Here is a 19,299-nt window from a genome sequence, read left to right as displayed (position 1 = left end):
TTAGCGCCGATGCTTGTCGCGCCTTTCGGGTGGGCAACGAATTGTGCGGCGCAGCGTTCCGCGCCAGGCTTGCGATTGTGTTTGCGCCCTTCTTGCCGCCATCGGGCTTGCCAGCCACGCGCGTTGACACGAAAGCAATGGCAGATGCCTTTACGAGATAGGGCACGGGCGCGCCCAGGCCATAGCATTGCCGTGGCAAGCGAACCGGCACGCGCGAGGAGGATCATGACGCAGGCAAGGCAGCGGGGCCCCATCGATCGGGGCATGGCGGGGTTCGGGCGCGGCGCGATGGCGCTGGCCTTGGCCCTGGCGGGTGCCATGGGCGCAGCGCCCGTGCCGGCAGTGGCGCAGGTCGCGCCGGGGCAAAGCGAGCCCGGACTGCCGGAACTGGCCGCGCCCGGTGCCTATGTGCCGGGGACGATGACACGCACGATCGTGGCGACGGGGCAACTCGATGCCACGGCCGCTGTCGCGGCGGGCAAGGCGGTGCCGGGCACGCGCACCTTGCCCTTGCGCATCTGGTACCCCGCCCGGGCCAAGGCCCACGCGCGCACGGTGACCTACGCCGCCAGCCTGACCGCAGAACCACCCCTGCCGCCGGTGCATTTCACCATCGCCGGGCGTGCCGTGGCCGATGCACCACCGGCCGGCCAGGGCTTTCCGCTGGTGGTGCTCTCGCACGGGTTCGACAACGATCCGGTGATGCTGCGCTGGCTGGGTGAGAACCTCGCCAGCAAGGGCTATGTCGTGGTGGCCATCGCCCACCACGATGGGCCGATCACCCAGGCCAGCGGCGCCATTCCCATGATGTTGCGCCGCCCATTGGATGTGGTGCTCACGCTGCAACGCCTGCGCGCCGGGCTGTTGGGATCGTTGGCCGCCACCGACCAGGTGGCGCTGATCGGCTATTCCTTTGGCGGCTATGGCGTGCTCACGGCGGCCGGGGCGCGGCTCGATCCGGCCGGCCCATGGGCGGCGCGCCTGCCGGCGGCACTGCGCGCCGACTATACCGGCGACGGGCCGCGCGCGGGGGATTTGCGCGTGCCCGGCATCGCCGCCGTCGTGGCCATTTCGCCAGCCGGAGGCGGCGCGCAATCGGCCTGGGGCGCCGGGCTGGCCCAGCTTCACGCCCCGCTGCTGGTCCTGGCAGGAACCGCCGATCGCACCGTGGGCTATGATCCCGGCCCCGCCACCATCTTTGCCGGCGCAACCGGGGCGGATCGCACGCTCCTGGCGTTCCAGGGTGCCGGCCATGCACTGGGCACCGATCCCGCCCCGGTGCAGATGCGGCAAGCGTTGTGGGACATGGACTGGTTCGAGGATCCGGTATGGCGCAAGGCGCGCCTCAACGGCATCAGCCTGCATTTCATCACCGCGTTTTTGGCGGTGCATCTCAAGCACCAGGCCGCGATGCAGGCCTATCTCGATGTGCCGCAGGAACGGTCTGACGGGGCAGGCTGGATCGGCGCCGAAACGCCCTATGCCGCGATCAGCGCCGGCGGCACCAATCCCACCTGGAAGGGCTTTGTGCGCAACCACCAGAACGGATTGCTGTTGCGGCACATGGCACCAGCGCCCTGATCGGCTGCACGTGACGCTCGACCGCGCCAAGGCCCTGTTATCCCACGATCCGGCGCAGGCCCGCGACTTGGCCCTGCGCGCCGGGCCGGGGCTGGAAGCGCGCTTTGTCGCGGCAGCCGCGACGCGCCGCTGCGGGGATGCCGATGGCGCACTGCGCCTGCTGGCAATGCTGCCGCAAACCCGTGCCTGGGGTGTCCATTACGAACGCGGCGCCGCCCATGCCATGCTCGGGCAAGAGCAAGCGGCGCTGGCCGCATTGGAAACCGCGCACCGGCTCAATCCGCAATCGGCGATCGCCGCGCATGCGCTGGCCGGGCAACTGCGCGTGTTGGGCCAACCCATGGCGCCGGCGCTGGACCGGGCACGGGCCGCCATCGTGGCCCAGGGGGCTGCCCTGCCGGGGGTGGATCGTCGCGATCCATGCTGGCTGCACCTGCTTGCCGATGCCGCCGTCGCGCAGGGCAACGACGATGCGGCAGAGGAATGGCTGCGCGCCGCGCTGGCGCTAGCACCGGCCTATGATGCCGCCGCACTCGATCTGGCCATGCTTTACGAGCGCCAGCAACGCGGGCCCGAGGCGCTCGCGCTGGCCAGTCCGCTGGCCGCGCGCCGTCCCGCCAACCCGGCGCTCCATGGGCTGGCTGCAGCCGCGCATCTCCATGCCGGCGCCGTGGACCAGGCGCTGGCCGCGCTCGATGCGGCGCTGGTTCTGGCACCGGGGCAGGCCGCCCTGTGGCAAGTGCGTGGGCACGCCCTGGCGGCGGCGGGCGACGTGGCCGGGGCCGTGGCGGCCTATCGCCAGGCCCTCGAACACGCGCCGCACCAGGCCGAGCCTTGGTGGAACCTTGCCAATCTCAAGACCTTCCGATTTTCCCTGGCAGACCGCGCCGCGATGGAACGGGCCTTGGCCGATGCGGCCTTGCCACCGGGCCAGGCCGCACACCTGCATTTCGCGCTGGGCCGTGCCGCGCTCGATGCGGCAGAGCCCGCCCGCGCGATGGACCATTTCCATCGCGCCAATGCCTTGCGCCGTGCCCAGGTGCCGTTCGACATTGCCGCGCACGTGGCGTTCGTGGCTGGCACGATCGCCACGCTGACGCCCGATTTCCTGGCCCGGCGCGCCGATTGGGGCGATCCGCGCCGGGGCCCGGTCTTCATCGTCGGCCTGCCGCGCAGTGGCTCCACCCTGGTGGAGCAAATCCTGGCCAGCCATCCGGCGGTGGAGGGCCTGTCCGAACTGTCGGACTTTACCGTGCTGGCCCGGCAGCTGACCCGCCGCCTGATCCAGCAGGGTCGCGCGCACGATCGCGTGTCCGTGCTGGCGGCGATCACCGCGCAAGAAGCGCGCGAGCTGGGCGAAAGCTATCTGGCGCGCGTGGCGTGCCTGCGGCAAAGCGGGCGGCCCCTGTTCGTGGACAAGGCGCCGGGCAACCTGTTCAACCTGCCGCTTATCCGCCTGGCACTGCCCAATGCCCGCATCATCCACGTCACGCGCGATCCCATGGCGTGCGGTTTTTCACTTTACACCCAGGATTTCGCCGCCGGGCAGGGGTACAGCTATGATCTTGTCACGCTTGGCCGCTATTGCCGCAGTGCGACGGCCTTGGCCGCGCATGGGCACAAGGTGATGGCGCAGGCGATGATGCAGGTTTCGTATGAGGCGATCGTTGACGATCTGGAAGGCCAGGTGCGCCGCTTGCTGGATCATTGCGACCTGCCCTATAGCCCGGAAACACTGCGCTTTTTTGAAAACCGCAGGGCGGTGCGCACGATCAGCGCGCAACAGGTGCGCCAACCGCTGCACCGCGCTGGCCTGGCCCGCTGGCAGGCCTGTGCCCCCTGGCTCGGCGCCTTGGAGCAGGCCCTTGTGACAGGGGATGACAAAATCCGATGAGCGCATGCGATTAACACAGTTGTTGCACGCCAGCATGGTGCGAAGCTGGCGGGGCGCGAAAACGGGCGCCGGCCCAGGTGGCCGAGCGGGTGGAGGGCACCCGCACGGGGAGTCAAATCAGAACAAGCGAGGGGTATAATGAAAACCTGCGAATCCCTTTCCACCATGCCGTGCGCCCGTCTGGCCGCCCGGCTCATGGCAACCACGGCCATCCTGTCTTGCGCCGTCGTGGTGGCCGCGCCTGCTTTGGCCGAAGACCAGGCGGCCCCGCCCAGCGCCAAGGTCGAGGACATCGTCGTCACCGCCAGCCGATCGGGCGCGGAATCGGTGCAGAAGGTACCGATCGCCATTTCGGTGGTGAACGTCGACACGATCACCAAGTCGGGCCAGGGCAACCTGTCAGACCTGCAGCGCTTCGTGCCCTCGCTGTCGATCACCGAAAGCGCGCCGGGTTTCAACAAGTTCAACATGCGCGGGCTTTCCACCGGCGGCTACCGCACGTCCGATACCTCGGACCGTTCGCTGGTGGCGGTCTATCTCGATGACACGCCGATTTCGGTGCAGGGCCAGACCCCCGATCTCAAGGTCTATGACCTGGAACGCGTGGAAGTGCTGCGCGGCCCGCAGGGCACGCTCTATGGCGCCGGATCGATGGCCGGCACGGTGCGCTTCGTCACGGCCAAGCCGCGTGCCGATGAAGTGAGCGGGTCGATCGAAGGATCGGCCGCCACCACCGAGCATGGCGCGGCCAGCACCAGCGTCCGCGGCATGGTCAACCTGCCGCTGGTGAAAGACCAGCTGGCGGTGCGCGCCAATGTCTATGTTGGCCGCGATGGCGGGTTCATCGACAATGTCGGCGCCTATGCCGGCAAGAACCGCAACAGCAACACCACCGAGCAGGCCCGCGTCGCCCTGCGCTGGACACCCAGCACCGCGTTCACGTTCGACGCTGCGTTCACCTATGAACACAGCAAGGCCAATGGCCTCAACACCGGCATGAGCGGGCTGGCCGACTACACCACGTTCACCAATGGCCCCGAAGGAACGAGCGACAAGTTCCGTCTTTACCAGGCCTCTGCCGATTATGACCTGGGCGGCGTGCACCTGATCGTCAGCGGCGCGCATACCGATCGCGACGTGGGCTACCTGGCCAGCACCGAGCCGACGATCGGCTATTTCTTCCAGGATTACAGCGGGGGCACGCTGCCCGTCAGCAGCAGCACTTATCCGCTCTACAAGGCGCCGACCAGCTTCGATCCGGCGGTCAGCAAGTTGATCCCCTACGAACAGTACATGATCAACCAGAAGATCAAGGACACGATGGTCGAAGCGCGCCTGGCTTCCGACAACACCGGCGCCCTGAAATGGACCGCGGGCGTGTTCTATGAAAAGCAGGTCCGCCACCTGGTTCAGGACATTCCCGTCGCCGGGTTCGATACGCTGTCCTACATGAACTATTTCTATGGCCCGTTCCCGCAGACCGCCAATGGCCTCTATGATTCCAAGGCGGTGGACAAGGCGTTCAATTCCAACGACATCTTTTCCGGCCTGCAGGATACCGACGAACACCAGTTCGCCGCCTATGCCGATGCCACCTGGCATGTGACCGACAAGCTCGATCTGTCGGGCGGGTTGCGGTACTTCAATTTCAAGGAAAAGTATTACCTGTTCGAAAGCGGCGTCTATGGCGTGATCGACCATGTGCCGCTGGAACAGAACGCCACGCTCAAGTCCAACGGCGTGAACCCGCGCGCCAATGTGTCGTACAAGGCCAGCCAGGATTTCATGGTCTATGCCGAAGTGGCCAAGGGCTTCCGCTATGGCGGCGCGAACCAGCCGGTGCCGATCGGCGACACCGGCATTGCCGGCACCTGCAAGAACAACCTGGCATCCTATGGCTATAGCTCGGCGCCCAATACCTTCGGGCCCGACAAGCTGTGGAACTATACCGTGGGCGAAAAGGCGCGCCTGGCCGATGGCAAGGTGACATTCAACGCCAGCGCGTTCTGGATCGACTGGAGCGACGTGCAGACTCGCCTGCTGCTCGATTGCTCGTACTTCTTCACCGACAACAAGGGCAAGATCCGCTCCAAGGGCCTGGAACTGGAAACCACGGTCAAGCTGAGCCCCGAAGTGACGTTCTCGGGCTTTGCCTCGTACACGGACTCGCGCGCCAACGGGAACATCCCGACGGTGGGCGCTTTCGACGGCAACCGCACGCCCTATTTCCCGCAATGGACGGCTTCCGCCTCGCTGTTCTACGATCGCATGATCGGCACCGACCAGTCGATCCACTTGCGTGCCAGCTATCAGTTCCAGGGTGACCAGTTCACCACGTTCAATCCCTACAAGACCAAGATCACCAATGGCGAGTTGGTGACCGATGGGTTGAGTGCCACTTATGCGCGCATACCCGAACAGCACAATGTCAGCGCCTCGATCAGCTATGACATCGGCCGGCTCGAACTGGGCCTGTTCGGCAATAACCTGGTCAACGGCGTAAAGTATGTCGATGTCGCCCGGGCCACCTACTACAAGGTCTACCAGCCCGGCGACCGCATTTCCTGGGCACGCCCCCGCACCATCGGGGTGCGGGCGCGCTATACGTTCTGAGCTGGCATCGCGGCGGGGAAGGGGCAGCCCCCTTTCCCCGCCGCATTGTCGCAGGCGAGGCGATGACCTAGGCTGGGGCGCATGCCCGATCTGCCCAATCCCAACTTTGCCGCCCAGGTGGATTGGAACCTGCTGCGTCTCTTTGTCGAAATCGTGAAGGCCGGCGGCATCGGCGCGGCCGCGCGGCGGCTCAACAAGCAGCAACCCACGATCAGCGCGGCGCTCAAACGCCTGGAAGACCATGCCGGGACGCGCCTGCTGCATCGCGGCGCGAGCGGCGTGGAGCTGACCGCGGCCGGGCGCGCGCTCTACCTGCTGTGCGAAGACATGGCCGAGGCTGCGCGCGCCGCGCCGCACCGGATCGCCCAGGCGCTGCAACAAGTGAGCGGGCTTGCCCGCATCCAGGTGGTGTCGTCGATCGTATCGGATGAATTCGACGCGGCGATTGCCAGTCTCCACGCGCGCCATCCCGCGATCCGCATCGAGATCCGCGTTTCCCCCTGGCGCGAAGTGCTCGACGTGCTGGAGCGGGGCGAGGCCGAACTGGGCGTGGGCACCGACAGCGGCGTGCGCGCGGGGCTGACCTACGAACCATTGTTCACCGAAACCCAGCAACTCTATTGCGCGCGTAGCAGCCCGCTGTTCGGCACGCGGATCGCCACCATGGCCAGCCTGCGCGACGAGGGCTTCGTGCTGACCGGCCATGACGAAGTGGAGACGATCACCCGCCTGCGCCAGCGCTATCGCCTGGGCACGGTGGCGACGGGCCTGGCCGAAGACCTGCACGAAGCGCAGCGGCTGATCCGCCTGGGCACCGGCATCGGCTTCCTGCCCACGCTTGCCGCCGCGCCCGCGGTGCAGGCGGGCGAGCTGTGGCCGCTGCTGCCCGAAGACATCGCCCCGTCCTATCCGATGTACCTGCTCACCCGCCAGGCGCCCGAGCGCGCCACTCCCGCGCAACTTTTCCTGGACGAGATCACGCGGCACTTGCGCGGCCGGGAGGGATAAGGGGCCGCTTTACCGGACTTTGGCGGCAACCGCCTCCACTTCGACCAGGAAGCCCGGATTGGCCAGCGCCGCCACTTGCACGGTGGTGCGTGCCACCTTGTTGGGCTGTTCGGGCGTGCCGAAGAACTGGGCATAGGCCTGCGAGAACCCGGCAAAGTCCAGCTTGCCGCCCTTGGCCGGATCACCCACCAGATAGACGGTAAGCTTGACCACATCGCCCAGCGCAAAACCTTGCGCCTTGAGCGCGGTGTCGATCTTGCGAAACACGCCAAGCGCCTGGGTGCGGGTATCGCCATAGGCGGCAATGCTGGCCGGATCTGCCGTGGTGTCGTTGACCGGGGGCACCTGGCCGCTCAGCAGCAGGGTCTGTGCGCCGGCGGGCACGGTCACGCCCACCAGGATCGGGGCTGCCGGATCGGGGGCGGGATGGCGCACGATCGGTGCGGCGGTGGCGGTGGCGGCATGGGCCGGTTGCCACCCCAGCAAGGCCAGCGCGGGCAGGGCGATGGCGCGGCGCAGGGCTGAAATCTTGGGCATCGGGTATTCTCCTCAACGAACGTGGGACAGCGAGGGCACCAGCAGGCTCACGGCGCGGCGGGCGGAAAGAACCGCGCCTTCCTGCCAGTGGCCGCTATAGGCAGACAGGTGGCTGCCGGCGAAAACGAATGGCCCGTCGCCCTGGTTCAAGCGGTCGAGCGTGGCCGGATCGTTGCTATCCTGGCCCCACTCGATCCACGGGCCCAGGCTGAACGGCTGCTTGCCCCAGTTGATTACCACCGCGTTGGCCAAGGCGGCGCCATGGCCGGGGTGCACTTTGTCCACCGCCGCGCGAGCCAGCGCCACCTGCTGGTCCAGCGGCCGCGCGGCAAAGGCCTTCGCCCCGGCGGGCGTTGCGGTATAGGCAGCCAGCAGAACCTGGCGTGGCGCCTGGAAGCGGTCTGACGGGTACCAGATCACCCCGGTTTCCCCGCCCACGAACGAAAGCCCGCCATAGATTTGGTCCGCTTCCCAGAACGGCGCGCTTTCGAACGCCACTTTCACCGAATCCGCCAGCCGCGCGCTGGCAATGGCCGCGGTGGTTGGGGCGGCAAAATCCGACGGGATGCCCGCCAGTATCGGCAGCGGCAGGGTAATCACGGCGCGATCGGCGATCGTTGCCTGCGGCTGCCCCGCGGCATTGCGCCATTCGATCCGCACGCCCTCGCCCTCGCGGCGGATCGCGGTGACGCGCGCACCGGTCACGACAGGCCGACGCAGCGCTGCGGCCAGCGCCTTGGGAAAGGCATCCATCCCGCCGCGCGGCGCCAGCATAGTGGCCTGCATAAGGATATCGTCATCGAACAGGATGAACGGCAGGGCGGGGTGGGCGAGGATATCGTCCAGGCTGCGCGGGGCCACGGCGCGTTGCAGATCGCGCGGCGTGGCGCCGGGCGGGCTGGCCAGGCCCGCACGCGGGCTGCCGTGAAACTGCCCGTCGGCGCCCAGATCGCCATAAACCGCCAGAAACTTGGCCAGCGCCTGGCGGGTGGACGCATCGAGTTCCACATCGAACGTGCCCTTGCGCAGCGCTTCCTGCAGCAATTGTGAGAGATAGCCGCGCAAGTCATAGCTGGCCTCGCGCAGGCGCAGCGTGCCGTGCTCGTCCGACAGGAATGCGCTGCGGCTGGCATTGACCAGCGGTTCCACCGGCACGCCCAGTTCGCGGATAAGGCCCAGCACGCCTTCGTGATGGCTGGGCAGGCGGGCGGCGCCCGCGTTCTGGTAGAGGCCGGGGGAAAAACCCACTGTCTGGGTCACGCCCTCGGTGTCGGTAAAACGATCGCCGCCGCGCACGGTCCAGACGCGGCCGCCCACGCGTTGGCGCGCTTCCAGCACGGTGACGGTGGCGCCCTGCCGCTCCAGCTCGCGCGCGGCGACAAGGCCGGCGATCCCTGCGCCCAGCACCACCACGCGGGCGGGGCGGGTGCCGCCCGGTGGCAGGGGTTTGGCCAGGCTGCGGGCGGGAAGGCCCAGCGTGACGGTGGCCGCACCCAATGCGGTCAACAAGGATCGCCGATCGATCATGGTGTGCTCCTTCCGGGCCGGATCAGAACGAGAGCGTCACGCGGGCGTAGTAATACCCCCCGTTGATGCCCCAAGGCGCGAGCGAGGACGGCCGGTCGTAGACGTTGCTGCCATCGGCCGGCTGCAGGACCCCGTTGTTGTTGACGTTGGGAACCGTGGTGGCCTTGTGGTTGAGCACGTTGTTGGCGCCCAGATCGAGGCGGAAGGCCGGCGTGACTTTCCAACCCAGGTTCACGTCGGTGATCAGCGTGGTCGGCGTGCCGATCACGGTGTTGCCGGAGCCGGTGCCATCCAGGCTCACGTGCTGGCGCGTAATGCCATAGAGCGTCTCGCGCAGGTTGAACGACAGCGGCCCGTGGGTGACCAGCGCGCCGGCGATCAGCTTGACGCGCGGCGTTGCGGTGGTGAGCGCATCGGTGGCGTTGCGGGTCAGCAGGGTCGTCTGCCCGAATGCGGCATTATAAACCGCCGAAGGCAGGCCAGAGACGCGGGTAACCTTGGTCTGGTTGTAGTTGAAACCCAGGCTCCAGTCGACGCGGTCGCCATTGCCGAAGCGGCTGGTGGCCGTCAGCGTTGCTTCCACCCCACGCGTGCGGGTATCCGCGCCGTTGGTGAACAGGTTGAGGCCGAAGAAGCTGTATCCGCTGGCCGCCACCACTGCCGGGTCGGTGCTTGAAATCAGGCCCCGCGCCGCAAGCGTGGAAAGCACGGCGGACGAAACCACGCCATTGCTGCCAAAGCCGCTCGAATAGCCCACGATCCCGCCCGAGGCGACGATGCGGTTGGTGATCTTGATCTGGTAAGCATCCACCGTCAGCTGCAGGCTGCCGCCGGGATGGGCGACGAAGCCGGCCGAAAAGTTGGTCGATTTTTCCGGCTTGAGCTTGCCAAAGCCCAGCGCGGCCACGGCGGGCGAATTGGGCGCGAGTTGGGCATAGATCGAATTGGGGCTGACGTTGGTGGAGGAATAGTATTCCTCTGCCAGGGTCGGCGCGCGAAAGCCGTTGGAAACCGTGCCGCGCAGGGCAAAGGCCGGGCTGAAATCATAGCGTGCGGTGGCCTTGCCCGTCCACACCGATCCGAAATCGGAATAGTGTTCATAGCGGCCCGCTAGATCAAGGTGCAGGCCCGACACCGGATCGAGCGCCGCGTCGATATAGCCGGCCCAGGTCTTGCGGCCGTTGACCCCGGCATCGCTCGGACCAAAGCCGGGATAGGCGGCCGGCCCGCCGTTGTAGTAGGAGCCCAGCTCGCCGTTCTGGATGCCATAGTGGCCAACGCGGTATTGCGCGCCCAGCGAAAGCGTCAGCGGCTTGGCCAGGCCGAGCGGAATGTCCCGCGTGGCCCCCAGGTCTGCCACCCACTCGCTGTTGGTCAGGGTGCCATCGTAATAGTCGGTCTGCGGGCGCACCGCGGTGGTGCTGGCCTTCTGCACCGGCACCCAGGTGGCGGCATTGATCGAATCCCGCGTGTAGAGCGCATCGGCCACGCGGCCATACGTGAGAGAGCCATCCCACTGCCAGCCGCCCAGATCGCCCGAAAGCCCGGTGGTGAGCGAGAAGTCTTCCTCGTCCAGCGCGATGCGCGGCGTAAAGCCATTGGGGAAGGGCACCACCGTGTTGCCGTTGGCATCGGTGCCGGTATAGCGGCTGGGCGCGCGATAGTTCTGCCGCGCCGATGCGGTGCGCCGGCCATAGCTGCCAAATGCATAGGCATGGACGGTCTCGCTCACGTCATAGCCGGCGTTGAACGCCAGGTTCCAGATCTGGTAGCGCGCATCGCCGAGGATGCGGTTGACATAGGGATAGTTCGCCGCGCCCTTGATCCCGTTGGCGTTGAGCGCGCTCAGGCTGCTGCGCAGCGTGCCATCGGTGTTGAAGAAGCGGTAATCGTAAGTCCCGCGCTGGGTATAATCGTGAAAGCGGTATTCGCCGGTCAGGTTGAGGAAGCCGCGATCGCCCAGCTTGAACCCCTTGTTGAAGCTGCCCTCGAACGTCTTGCCGTCACCTTTGTAATACTGCCCGCCGGTCAGCGAGAGCTGCCCGCCATGATCGTCGTTGCGCAAGATGATGTTGACCACGCCGGCGATCGCATCAGACCCGTATTGCGCCGCCGCGCCATCCTGCAGGACTTCCACGCGACCGATCGAACCGGTGGGAATGAAGCTCAGGTCCGTGGTGGCCGCGCCCGAATAGGGGCTCCCGCCCAAGACGGCCAGGTTGGCGGTGAAGTGGCGGCGCTTGCCATTGACCAGAACCAGCGTGTCGTTGGGGCTGATGCCGCGCAAGGCCACGTTGAGCGTGAGATTGGCCGCGTCGCCGCCGAACGATTGCGTGCCCAGGCTGGGCAGGCTTTGTCCCAGAACCTGGCGCAGATCGCGCTGCCCGACATTTTCGATGGTGCTGGCGCCCAGGATCTGAATCGGCGCGGCGCTGTCGGCAGCGCGGGTGCCGGTGGTGCGCGTGCCGGTCACGATGATGTCGGTGGCCGTGGCTGGCGCCGTATCAGGCTCGGCAGCGGGCGCGGGCGGTGTTGCGGCAAAGGCAGCAGCGGGTTGCGCCAGCATCAGGGCTGACGTGGCGAGCAAAGCGGATTTCATGGAATTCCCCCCCATGGCAAGAAATGCCGCGCTGCGGTTCGGGCCTTTGGCCAGGCAGCGCGTGAGGGCTCGCTAGGCAATAAACTCTACCAATTGAATTGAGAATGTCTCGTTCATTGTTTGCCCGCAACGATATGTTGCGCAGCGCAAATAGGTGCAGGCTGCGCGGTGCCGTTGCTGCGGGCTGCGGCATTGCCGATGCTCATAGCTGCCCGCGTCGTTTGCGGGCTGCGCGAGGCTGGCTTGAGAGAGTTCAATCGCTCTATCAGCAACGCTCGTCATTGGGCCTGCCGGGCGGCGCCCGCTGGCCGATCCGGGCATCGCGCAGGCAGTCACGCCTCGTCGCGCGGCGCCACATGCTTCATCGCGCGTTCAGCCAGGCGGCGGAAATTTGGGCGCGGACAAGCACAAGGAGCGACATCCATGACAGGATTCCCCAAGTTTGTGATCGGTGCCGCCGCGCTTACGCTGGCAGGGGCCTGTGCCGCCCAGGCGGCCACGGCCGACGTGCACACCATGCTGGTCAACCTCCCCGATGGCTCGGTGGCGCAAGTGCAATATCAGGGCGCGGTGCCGCCGCGCGTTGCGGTTCAGCCGGTGGCGCTGGCCGATCCATTCGCCCAGATGGATATGATTTCGGCAATGATGGACCAGCAGGCCGCTGCGATGATGCAGCAGGTTGCCTTGATGCAGCGTGCCGCCATGGCCAATGCCGCCGCCGCGCCAGCGGGCGCCGCACCCGGCGCGACCGTGGCCGGCATGGGCAATCTGCCCAAGGGCGTGCACATGACCTATGTTTCGTCCACCACCGACGCATCGGGCTGCACCCGCACGGTATCCTACAGTTCCGAGGGTGGCGCCGATGCCGCGCCGCGCGTGACGCAGGCCGCTTCCGACGCCTGCAGCGCGGTTAAGCCCAACACCCAGGCTGTGCCGGCCAAGGCAGAGGCGCCCGCCGCGCCGGCCGCAACCGTCGGCCAGAAAGTGTAACGGCGCCGGCGGCACGGGGGAGCGCCTTTTGGCGCCCCGTGCCGCCCGTGTGTCTACATCGCGACCCGCGCATGCCGCGCCAGGTGCGCGCGTTCCGCTTCCAGCCAGGTGAGCGCATCGGGCGCGGCGGGCGTGCATGTGGCGAAAGCGAAATCCGGTTCGAACACGTCGACCGTGTAAAACCGCGTCCAGCGCGCGCCATTTATCGCGCATTCCTGGGTGACGGTGCCATCGGGCAGGAGCGTGAACGGGCCTGGCGCGATCGGCTTGCCTCGCCGCGCGGGCTGGGTGCTGCGGGTCACGATCTCACTGCCCAAGGCCACCGACACTTCATAGCTTTCGATCGCCGCAGCGCTGGTGCACCCGTTGGCAAGTGCCTGCTCCAGGCTTTCCGTTTCGGCCAAGGCTGCATCATCGGCCGGCAGGCGTGAGCGCGCGAGGGCGATGTGCGCGCCCGCCATGATCAGCCCGCCATCCATCGCATGCCGGGCGCCCGTGGCCTCGTCGCGCATCGCCGTGAGCCGCAGGCCAAGCAGCGGGCCCTGCGTGCTTTGCTGGCGCCAATCCTCGACATAGGCACCCGAAGGCGCGAATTCGAGCACGCTGTTGCCGATGAACGCCAGGCGGGCCGGCTCGGGCCACTGGTTGCGCGGCTGATAGCTGCGCGCGATAGACCATGACAGTTCAGCGCGGCGCTCGTCCCATAGCGTATCCCCCACCCAGCCTTGCCGATCGGAAACGGCCGTCTGGTCAAGGCCCGGCAAGCGCAAGTCCAGGGTGAAGCTGCGCGATTGGAACCAGTAGACCGGCGTGGTCTCGTCGGTCAGCCCGGTGCAGAACGTGATGCTCTTGCGCCGGAATGCGCCGAGCAGATGGCGGGGAAAGGCCAGGTCCCCCAGCGGACGGGGTGGCAGGACGGCCAGCAACTGGTCCAGCGTCATGGTCGTGCCCCGGCCTCGCGCTGGCCAAAGGAATCAAGCGGCACGGGATCGTTCAGCACCAGTTCGCCGCGCGCGATGCGCGCCTTGAGATAGGCAAAGGTCTGCGCGGTCTGGTTGAACAAGTGTTCGCCGCCCTTGATCGGGCGATAGTGCGACGCCTGCTGTCCCGCCGGCCCCACGACCAGCGGCGCGATGACATGGTCATAGTCGCACGAGAAGAACAACGGGAAGGAATAGCGCTCCTGCGCCACTTTCTTCACCCGGTGCTTGGTGGCGAGGTAGCGGCCGTTGGACAGGATTTCCATCATGTCGCCCACGTTCATGATCAAGGCGCCGTCCACCAGCGGCACGTCCACCCAGTTGCCCTGCTTGTTCACCACTTGCAGGCCGGGCGCGGTCACGTGCAGCAGGGTAAAGCATTCATAGTCGGTGTGGGCGCCGATGCCGGGGCGATCCTGCGCATCGGCATCGTGGGGGTAGTGGATCAGCCGCAACTGGCTGGGCGGATGGCGCAGGTGGGCGTCGAAATGGCTTTCCGCCAGGCCCAGCGCCAGGGCAAAGGCGCGGAACAATTGGTGGCCGATGCCGGTCAGGTGTTGGTACCAGGCCTGCACGTCCTCGCGAAAGCCGGGCATCGGCGGCCACAGGTTGGGCCCCAGCAGCGGGCGACGGCCGTGGGCGTGGGCATAGTCCACGTTGATGTCATAGGCTTCCTTGAGATCGGGCGTGCCGCTGCCGAATTGTTCCTCGCCCACCGGCACATAGCCGCTGTGGTTTTCGGACAGGCCGATGTAGCTGGCCATCTTGGCCGCCTGGTCTTGCGCGAAATAGGCCTTGGCGCGCGCCACCACGCGGTCGCGCAATGCCGTGTCGATCTGGGCCCCGGTGACATAGAGAAACCCGGCGTCGACACAGGCGCGGTCCAGCTCTTCGGCCACGGCCAGGCGGTCTTCGCGCCGCGCGCTTTGCAGGCGGGTGATATCGACGAGCGGAAGAACATGGGTGGGCGTAACCATGGCGCCATAGTGACAAGCCCGCGCTCGCCGCGCCACCCCGCAAACGGCGATAGCGGTCATCAATGCGGTCTATGCCCCTGGGCCGGATCGGACGCGCCGTCTGGATCGGGTTTCGAGGGCAAGCAGTGCCGGCGCGCAAGCGCTGAATTCGGGCCTTTCGGGGCGGCCTGGCGGTTCAGGGCGCCTGGAAATAGGCGGCGCACATGCGCGCCAGTTCGCCCTTGAGCACGTTCCAGTCGTAATTGGTGACCGACTCGCTGCTCGATCCCAGGCTGAGCTGGCGGGCGAGGGTTGCAAAGATGATATGGTGCGCCGACGAGGCGGCGAGTTCGGGATCCGCGCCACCGAATTCGTCGCGATAGGTCATGAACGCGGCCACGGCCTTGTCCACCGCGCGCAACGCCGCCTGCTTGCCCAAGGCTGAAATCTGCGGGTCCTGCTCGGCGCGCATCATGGTCAGGCGCAAGAGCGGGGCGTTGACGCGGAGCACTTCGGAATAGGCCTCGACATAACGAGGCACGAATTCGGCAAGGTTGGCGCAGGACGCGGCCAGCGCCGCGTGCATCGCGTTCTCCTCGCGCGCCAGGTTCTGCGTGGCCTGAAGCAGCACCGCACGCACCAGGCTGTCCTTGTTTTCAAAGCGCAGATAGATCGAGCCGATCGACACTTTGCCGCGGCTGCTCACTTCCTGAAGCGTGAAATCTTCGCTGCCGCGTTCCAGCATCAGTTCGCGCGCAGTGGCCAGCATGCGTTCGAGCGAAGCCTTGCTGCGGCCTTGCAAAGGCGCGCGGCTCAGGCCTTCGAGCGTGAATTCCTGGGCGTCCGCCGGGACGGACGTTTCTTGCGACATCAAGGCAACCCTATGCTGGCGCCAGCCGGAACGGCGGGTGCGTGTTGCGGTGCCATATCGTCATTTGTTGCGCCCGCCAACCGGCCAGTCATCATTGCGTCACACGCCCGGTGCCCCAGCCTTGGCGTCATGCCGGGGCAAGCACGGCCTTGTGGCGCAGCGCAATCGCGCCGCCGGCCAAGGCCGCTGCCAGGGCGATGACGCCGGCCGCCAGGAAAGCGCCCTGCATCGAACCCAGGTGCCGCGCCACCAGCCCGACCAGGACCGGCGAGACGGCTTGGCCCAGGAAGAAGCAGCTTGTCCACACCCCCATGCCGCGCCCGCGGTGGCGGAACGAGAACTTGCTTTGCGCCCAGGCGATCAGGGCGGGCACCGCCATGCCGGCACCGGTCTGCTGGATGACCAGCGCCACCTGCATCTGTAGCACGCTGTGCGCCAGGCCAATGCCGGCCAGGCCCAGGCCGAACAGCAGCAGGAACGTGGCGATCTGCGCGGCATTGCTGAAACGCGAAACAATGCGGAAGACCACGGCGCCGGCAAGGATGAAGAAGCTGGGGATGAATGTGGCCTTGCTCACCGCCATGGGATCGGTCACGCCCATTTCGGCCCAGGCGATGCTGCCATTGACGATGAACACATAGTAGAGAACCGACGAAAACAGCGTCAGCCCGCCCACCAGGAACGCCATGCCCAGCGGGAAGCGTTCGGCCTGCGTCGGCGGGGTCACCGTGCCGGGCGTGGCCAGCGCGGCTGGTTCAGGCTGGCGGGGTTCGTAGATGAAGGCATACATCGCCGCAAAGATCGGCAGCGCCACCAGGTAGACCAGGAAGCTGCCGTTCCAGCGCCAGGCCGCCACGGCCGCGACCAGCAGGAAGACGAGCGATTGGAACAGCGGACCCACCATGCCTTGCAGCATCAGCCAGGTGCGGCGTTCGCGGTCCTCCCAATAATCGGCGATCAGGGTGTTGACGATGGTGAGGATGCCGGCCTCGCACACCCCCAGCAAAAGGCGCGAGGCGAAGATGACATCGAGGTTTTCGAGGAAGAACGGCGCCGTGCCCACGATCCCGTAGAAGAATGTGCAGGCCAGCAGCAGCGGGCGGCGGCCGAAACGATCGACGAACAGGCCGGCGAACGGCGCCAGCACGGCGATGGCATAGCCTGGCGCGGTAACCATGGCCGGCACGCGAATCGCGGCATCGGGCACGTCCTTGAAATGGCCGATCATTGCCGCCACCACCGGGAACATGGCGATGATGGCAAAAACCGGCAGGAAGCCGGCCACGATCATCGTCAGACCTTGCGGTTTGAGCGTGAGCGAGGCGTAAAACTTGCGGACGAGCTGCATGCAAAATTCTCCCGTCGGGGCCGTTCGGGCGCGACCATTCCTGCTTGACGGCGCTCGCCCTATCAAACTAGAATCGGTATTACAAACGAAACCGCGTGGGGAGAGTGACTTGCGGCGTCTGAGAATGGCTATGATCGGCGGCGGGCCTGGTGCTTTCATCGGCCCGGTGCATCGCTATGCGGCAGAAATGGATCGGGAAATCGAGCTGGTCGCCGGCGTGTTTTCCAGCGATGCGGCGCGCGGCCAGGCGGCGGCGGCAAGCTATCGCATCGATTCTGCGCGGGCCTATCCCACGCTTGAGGCGATGTTCGCGGCCGAACGTGCGCGGCCCGATGGCATCGATTTCGTTTCGATCGTCTCGCCCAATCACCACCATCTGCCCGCTGCCCGCGCTGCGCTGGCGGCAGGTGTGCCGGTGATGACCGACAAACCGCTGACCGCGACCCTGGCCGAAGCGCAGGAACTGGCCGGGCTGGTTGCGGCCGCGGGCCTGCCCTTTGGCGTGACCTATACTTATTCGGGCTATCCCCTGGTGCGTGAGGCGCGCGCACGCGTTGCCGCCGGCGCGCTGGGCACGGTGCGCAAGATCGTGGTGGAATATCCCCAAGGCTGGCTGGCTGGAGAAGCGACGGGCAAGCAGGCGCAGTGGCGCGTCGACCCCGCGCGCGCGGGGCTGGGCGGGTGCATCGGTGACATCGGCGTCCACGCATTTCAACTGGCTGAATTCATCAGCGGGCTGAAAGTGACCGAACTGCTGGCCGATCTGGCCGCCGTCGTGCCCGGCCGCACGCTCGACGATGATTGCACGGTGCTGCTGCGTTTCGACAACGGCGCGCGCGGCGTGCTGCTGGCCAGCCAGATCGAAGTGGGCGAACGCAATGGTCTGCGCATTCGGCTCCATGGCGACAAGGGTGGCCTGACCTGGCGCCAGGAAACGCCCAATGTCTTGGAATACAACACCATTGACGGGCGCAGCGAAGTGATCCACGCCGGAAGCGGTCAACTCGGCCCGGATGCCGTGGCGCGCACGCGCACACCGGCCGGCCACCCCGAAGGATACCTGGAAGCCTTTGCCAACCTCTACCGCGATTTTGCCGCCTTGTTGCGCGGCGAGGCAGCGTCGCTGCTGCCGGGCGTGGCAGAGGGCTTGCGCGGCATGGCGTTCATCGCCACCGCCGTGGCGGCCAGCCGCGAAGGCGCCGGGTGGGTGCCCCTGAGGGCTTGAAATCGACCGTTTGAAGGAGCCGAACAGCCATGAAGACCATTCAGGGGCCGGGCATTTTCCTGGCCCAGTTCGCCGGCGATGCCGCCCCGTTCAACAGCCTGGATGCCATCGGCAGCTATATGGCCGGCCTGGGCTACAAGGGCGTGCAGATCCCCAGCTGGGACAAGCGCCTGTTCGATCTTGACCTGGCAGCGGAAAGCCAGGCCTATTGCGATGAGGTGAAGGGCCTGCTCGCCGACAAGGGCCTGGCGATCACCGAACTTTCCACCCACCTGCAAGGGCAGTTGGTGGCGGTGCATCCGGCATTCGACGCGCAGTTCGATGCCTTTGCCCCGGCGCCGGTTCACGGCAACCCGGCCGCGCGCCAGGCCTGGGCGGTGGAGCAGGTGAAGAAGGCGGCGGTTGCCAGCCGGCGCTTGGGCCTGAGCGCCCATGCCACGTTTTCCGGCGCGCTGGCCTGGCCCTATTTCTATCCCTGGCCGGCGCGGCCCGCTGGCCTGGTGGAAGACGCGTTTGACGAACTGGCGCGGCGGTGGAAGCCGATCCTGGACGTGTTCGACGAAAACGGCGTGGACGCGGCCTATGAAATCCACCCCGGCGAAGACCTGCACGACGGCGCGACCTTCGAGATGTTCCTGGAACGCGTGGGCAATCATCCGCGCGCCAACATTCTCTACGATCCCAGTCACTTCGTTCTGCAATGCCTGGATTACCTGGCCTATATCGACATCTATCACGAGCGGATCAAATGCTTCCACGTGAAGGATGCCGAGTTTCGCCCCAACGGGCGCAGCGGCGTTTATGGCGGGTACCAGAGCTGGGTTGATCGGCCCGGCCGGTTTCGCAGCCTGGGCGATGGGCAGGTGGATTTCCCGGCAATCTTTTCCAAGATGGCACAATACGACTTCCCCGGCTGGGCCGTGCTGGAATGGGAATGCGCGCTCAAGCATCCAGAGCAGGGCGCGGCCGAGGGCGCCCCATTCATTGCCCGCCACATCATTCGCGTGACCGAGCACGCGTTTGACGACTTTGCCGCCGGTGGCGCCGACCGCGCGCTCAACCGCAAGCTGATGGGCATCTGACCTTCATTCCGGCTTGCCTTGGCGCTGCCTGCCAGCCGCGCCACGGCAAGCCGGTTCCGTAGATTGCCGGGTCATTGCGCCGCATTTG

The 19,299-nt window shown here is 66.6% G+C and carries 14 protein-coding genes; 7 read left to right on the top strand and 7 right to left on the bottom strand.

The features are described 5' to 3' along the window. The first annotated feature begins 225 nt into the window (after window positions 1–225). The 4 genes from FHT19_RS10575 to FHT19_RS10560 all read left to right on the top strand — a co-directional run bounded on the left by FHT19_RS10575 (window position 226) and on the right by FHT19_RS10560 (window position 7,096). Window positions 226–1,581 carry a dienelactone hydrolase gene (locus tag FHT19_RS10575; RefSeq protein WP_169475099.1) on the top strand — a complete coding sequence of 452 codons (1,356 nt, stop codon included), beginning with the start codon at window positions 226–228 and terminating at the stop codon, window positions 1,579–1,581. 10 nt (window positions 1,582–1,591) lie between these two features. Further along, window positions 1,592–3,475, top strand: a complete 1,884-nt coding sequence (locus FHT19_RS10570; RefSeq protein ID WP_169475098.1) for a sulfotransferase — start codon at window positions 1,592–1,594, stop codon at window positions 3,473–3,475. A gap of 195 nt (window positions 3,476–3,670) precedes the next feature. Continuing rightward, window positions 3,671–6,088: a TonB-dependent receptor gene (locus FHT19_RS10565; protein ID WP_248290403.1), complete on the top strand. Its 2,418-nt coding sequence runs from the start codon at window positions 3,671–3,673 to the stop codon at window positions 6,086–6,088. Between the two features lie 81 nt (window positions 6,089–6,169). After that, window positions 6,170–7,096 (top strand): LysR family transcriptional regulator, encoded by a 927-nt coding sequence (locus FHT19_RS10560; protein ID WP_169475096.1) that lies wholly within the window; start codon window positions 6,170–6,172, stop codon window positions 7,094–7,096. A 9-nt stretch (window positions 7,097–7,105) separates the two neighbouring features. On the opposite strand, the gene FHT19_RS10555 is transcribed toward FHT19_RS10560, so the two are convergent. The 3 genes from FHT19_RS10555 to FHT19_RS10545 are packed head-to-tail and all read right to left on the bottom strand — an operon-like array spanning window position 7,106 to window position 11,759. Next, entirely contained in the window at window positions 7,106–7,633 is a 528-nt protein-coding gene (locus FHT19_RS10555; RefSeq protein WP_168557204.1) for a RidA family protein, read from the bottom strand. A gap of 12 nt (window positions 7,634–7,645) precedes the next feature. Then, window positions 7,646–9,160 (bottom strand): FAD-dependent oxidoreductase, encoded by a 1,515-nt coding sequence (locus FHT19_RS10550; RefSeq protein ID WP_169475095.1) that lies wholly within the window; start codon window positions 9,158–9,160, stop codon window positions 7,646–7,648. Between the two features lie 22 nt (window positions 9,161–9,182). Continuing rightward, on the bottom strand, window positions 9,183–11,759 hold the full coding sequence (locus FHT19_RS10545) for a TonB-dependent receptor (protein WP_169475094.1): 2,577 nt from the start codon (window positions 11,757–11,759) through the stop codon (window positions 9,183–9,185). Between the two features lie 423 nt (window positions 11,760–12,182). Between FHT19_RS10545 and FHT19_RS10540 the strand changes: the two genes are divergently transcribed. Next, entirely contained in the window at window positions 12,183–12,749 is a 567-nt protein-coding gene (locus tag FHT19_RS10540; RefSeq protein WP_169475093.1) for a hypothetical protein, read from the top strand. Between the two features lie 53 nt (window positions 12,750–12,802). On the opposite strand, the gene FHT19_RS10535 is transcribed toward FHT19_RS10540, so the two are convergent. The 4 genes from FHT19_RS10535 to FHT19_RS10520 all read right to left on the bottom strand — a co-directional run bounded on the left by FHT19_RS10535 (window position 12,803) and on the right by FHT19_RS10520 (window position 16,904). After that, entirely contained in the window at window positions 12,803–13,690 is an 888-nt protein-coding gene (locus FHT19_RS10535) for a hypothetical protein (RefSeq protein WP_168557200.1), read from the bottom strand. Continuing rightward, the gene (locus FHT19_RS10530; protein WP_248290402.1) at window positions 13,687–14,766 is read right to left on the bottom strand and encodes a 2-oxoglutarate and iron-dependent oxygenase domain-containing protein; all 1,080 of its coding nucleotides are present in this window, start codon (window positions 14,764–14,766) and stop codon (window positions 13,687–13,689) included. Before FHT19_RS10530 ends, FHT19_RS10535 begins: the two co-directional genes overlap by 4 nt. A gap of 115 nt (window positions 14,767–14,881) precedes the next feature. Then, entirely contained in the window at window positions 14,882–15,556 is a 675-nt protein-coding gene (locus FHT19_RS10525; RefSeq protein WP_168557199.1) for a TetR/AcrR family transcriptional regulator, read from the bottom strand. A gap of 127 nt (window positions 15,557–15,683) precedes the next feature. Then, the gene (locus tag FHT19_RS10520) at window positions 15,684–16,904 is read right to left on the bottom strand and encodes an MFS transporter (RefSeq protein ID WP_169475092.1); all 1,221 of its coding nucleotides are present in this window, start codon (window positions 16,902–16,904) and stop codon (window positions 15,684–15,686) included. A gap of 124 nt (window positions 16,905–17,028) precedes the next feature. On the opposite strand from FHT19_RS10520, the gene FHT19_RS10515 reads away from it, so the two are divergent. Together FHT19_RS10515 and FHT19_RS10510 are read left to right on the top strand one after the other, a co-directional pair. Next, window positions 17,029–18,129, top strand: coding sequence for a Gfo/Idh/MocA family oxidoreductase (locus tag FHT19_RS10515; RefSeq protein WP_169475091.1), 1,101 nt, complete (start codon window positions 17,029–17,031; stop codon window positions 18,127–18,129). Between the two features lie 29 nt (window positions 18,130–18,158). Then, window positions 18,159–19,211, top strand: a complete 1,053-nt coding sequence (locus FHT19_RS10510; RefSeq protein ID WP_169475090.1) for a sugar phosphate isomerase/epimerase — start codon at window positions 18,159–18,161, stop codon at window positions 19,209–19,211. The last annotated feature ends 88 nt before the right edge of the window (window positions 19,212–19,299 follow it).

The organism is Novosphingobium sp. SG919, assembly GCF_012932495.1.
In the GTDB taxonomy this organism is placed as follows: domain Bacteria; phylum Pseudomonadota; class Alphaproteobacteria; order Sphingomonadales; family Sphingomonadaceae; genus Novosphingobium; species Novosphingobium rhizosphaerae.
Note: the sequence above shows the minus strand (reverse complement) of the source record. Positions and strands in the feature narration are given on the sequence as shown.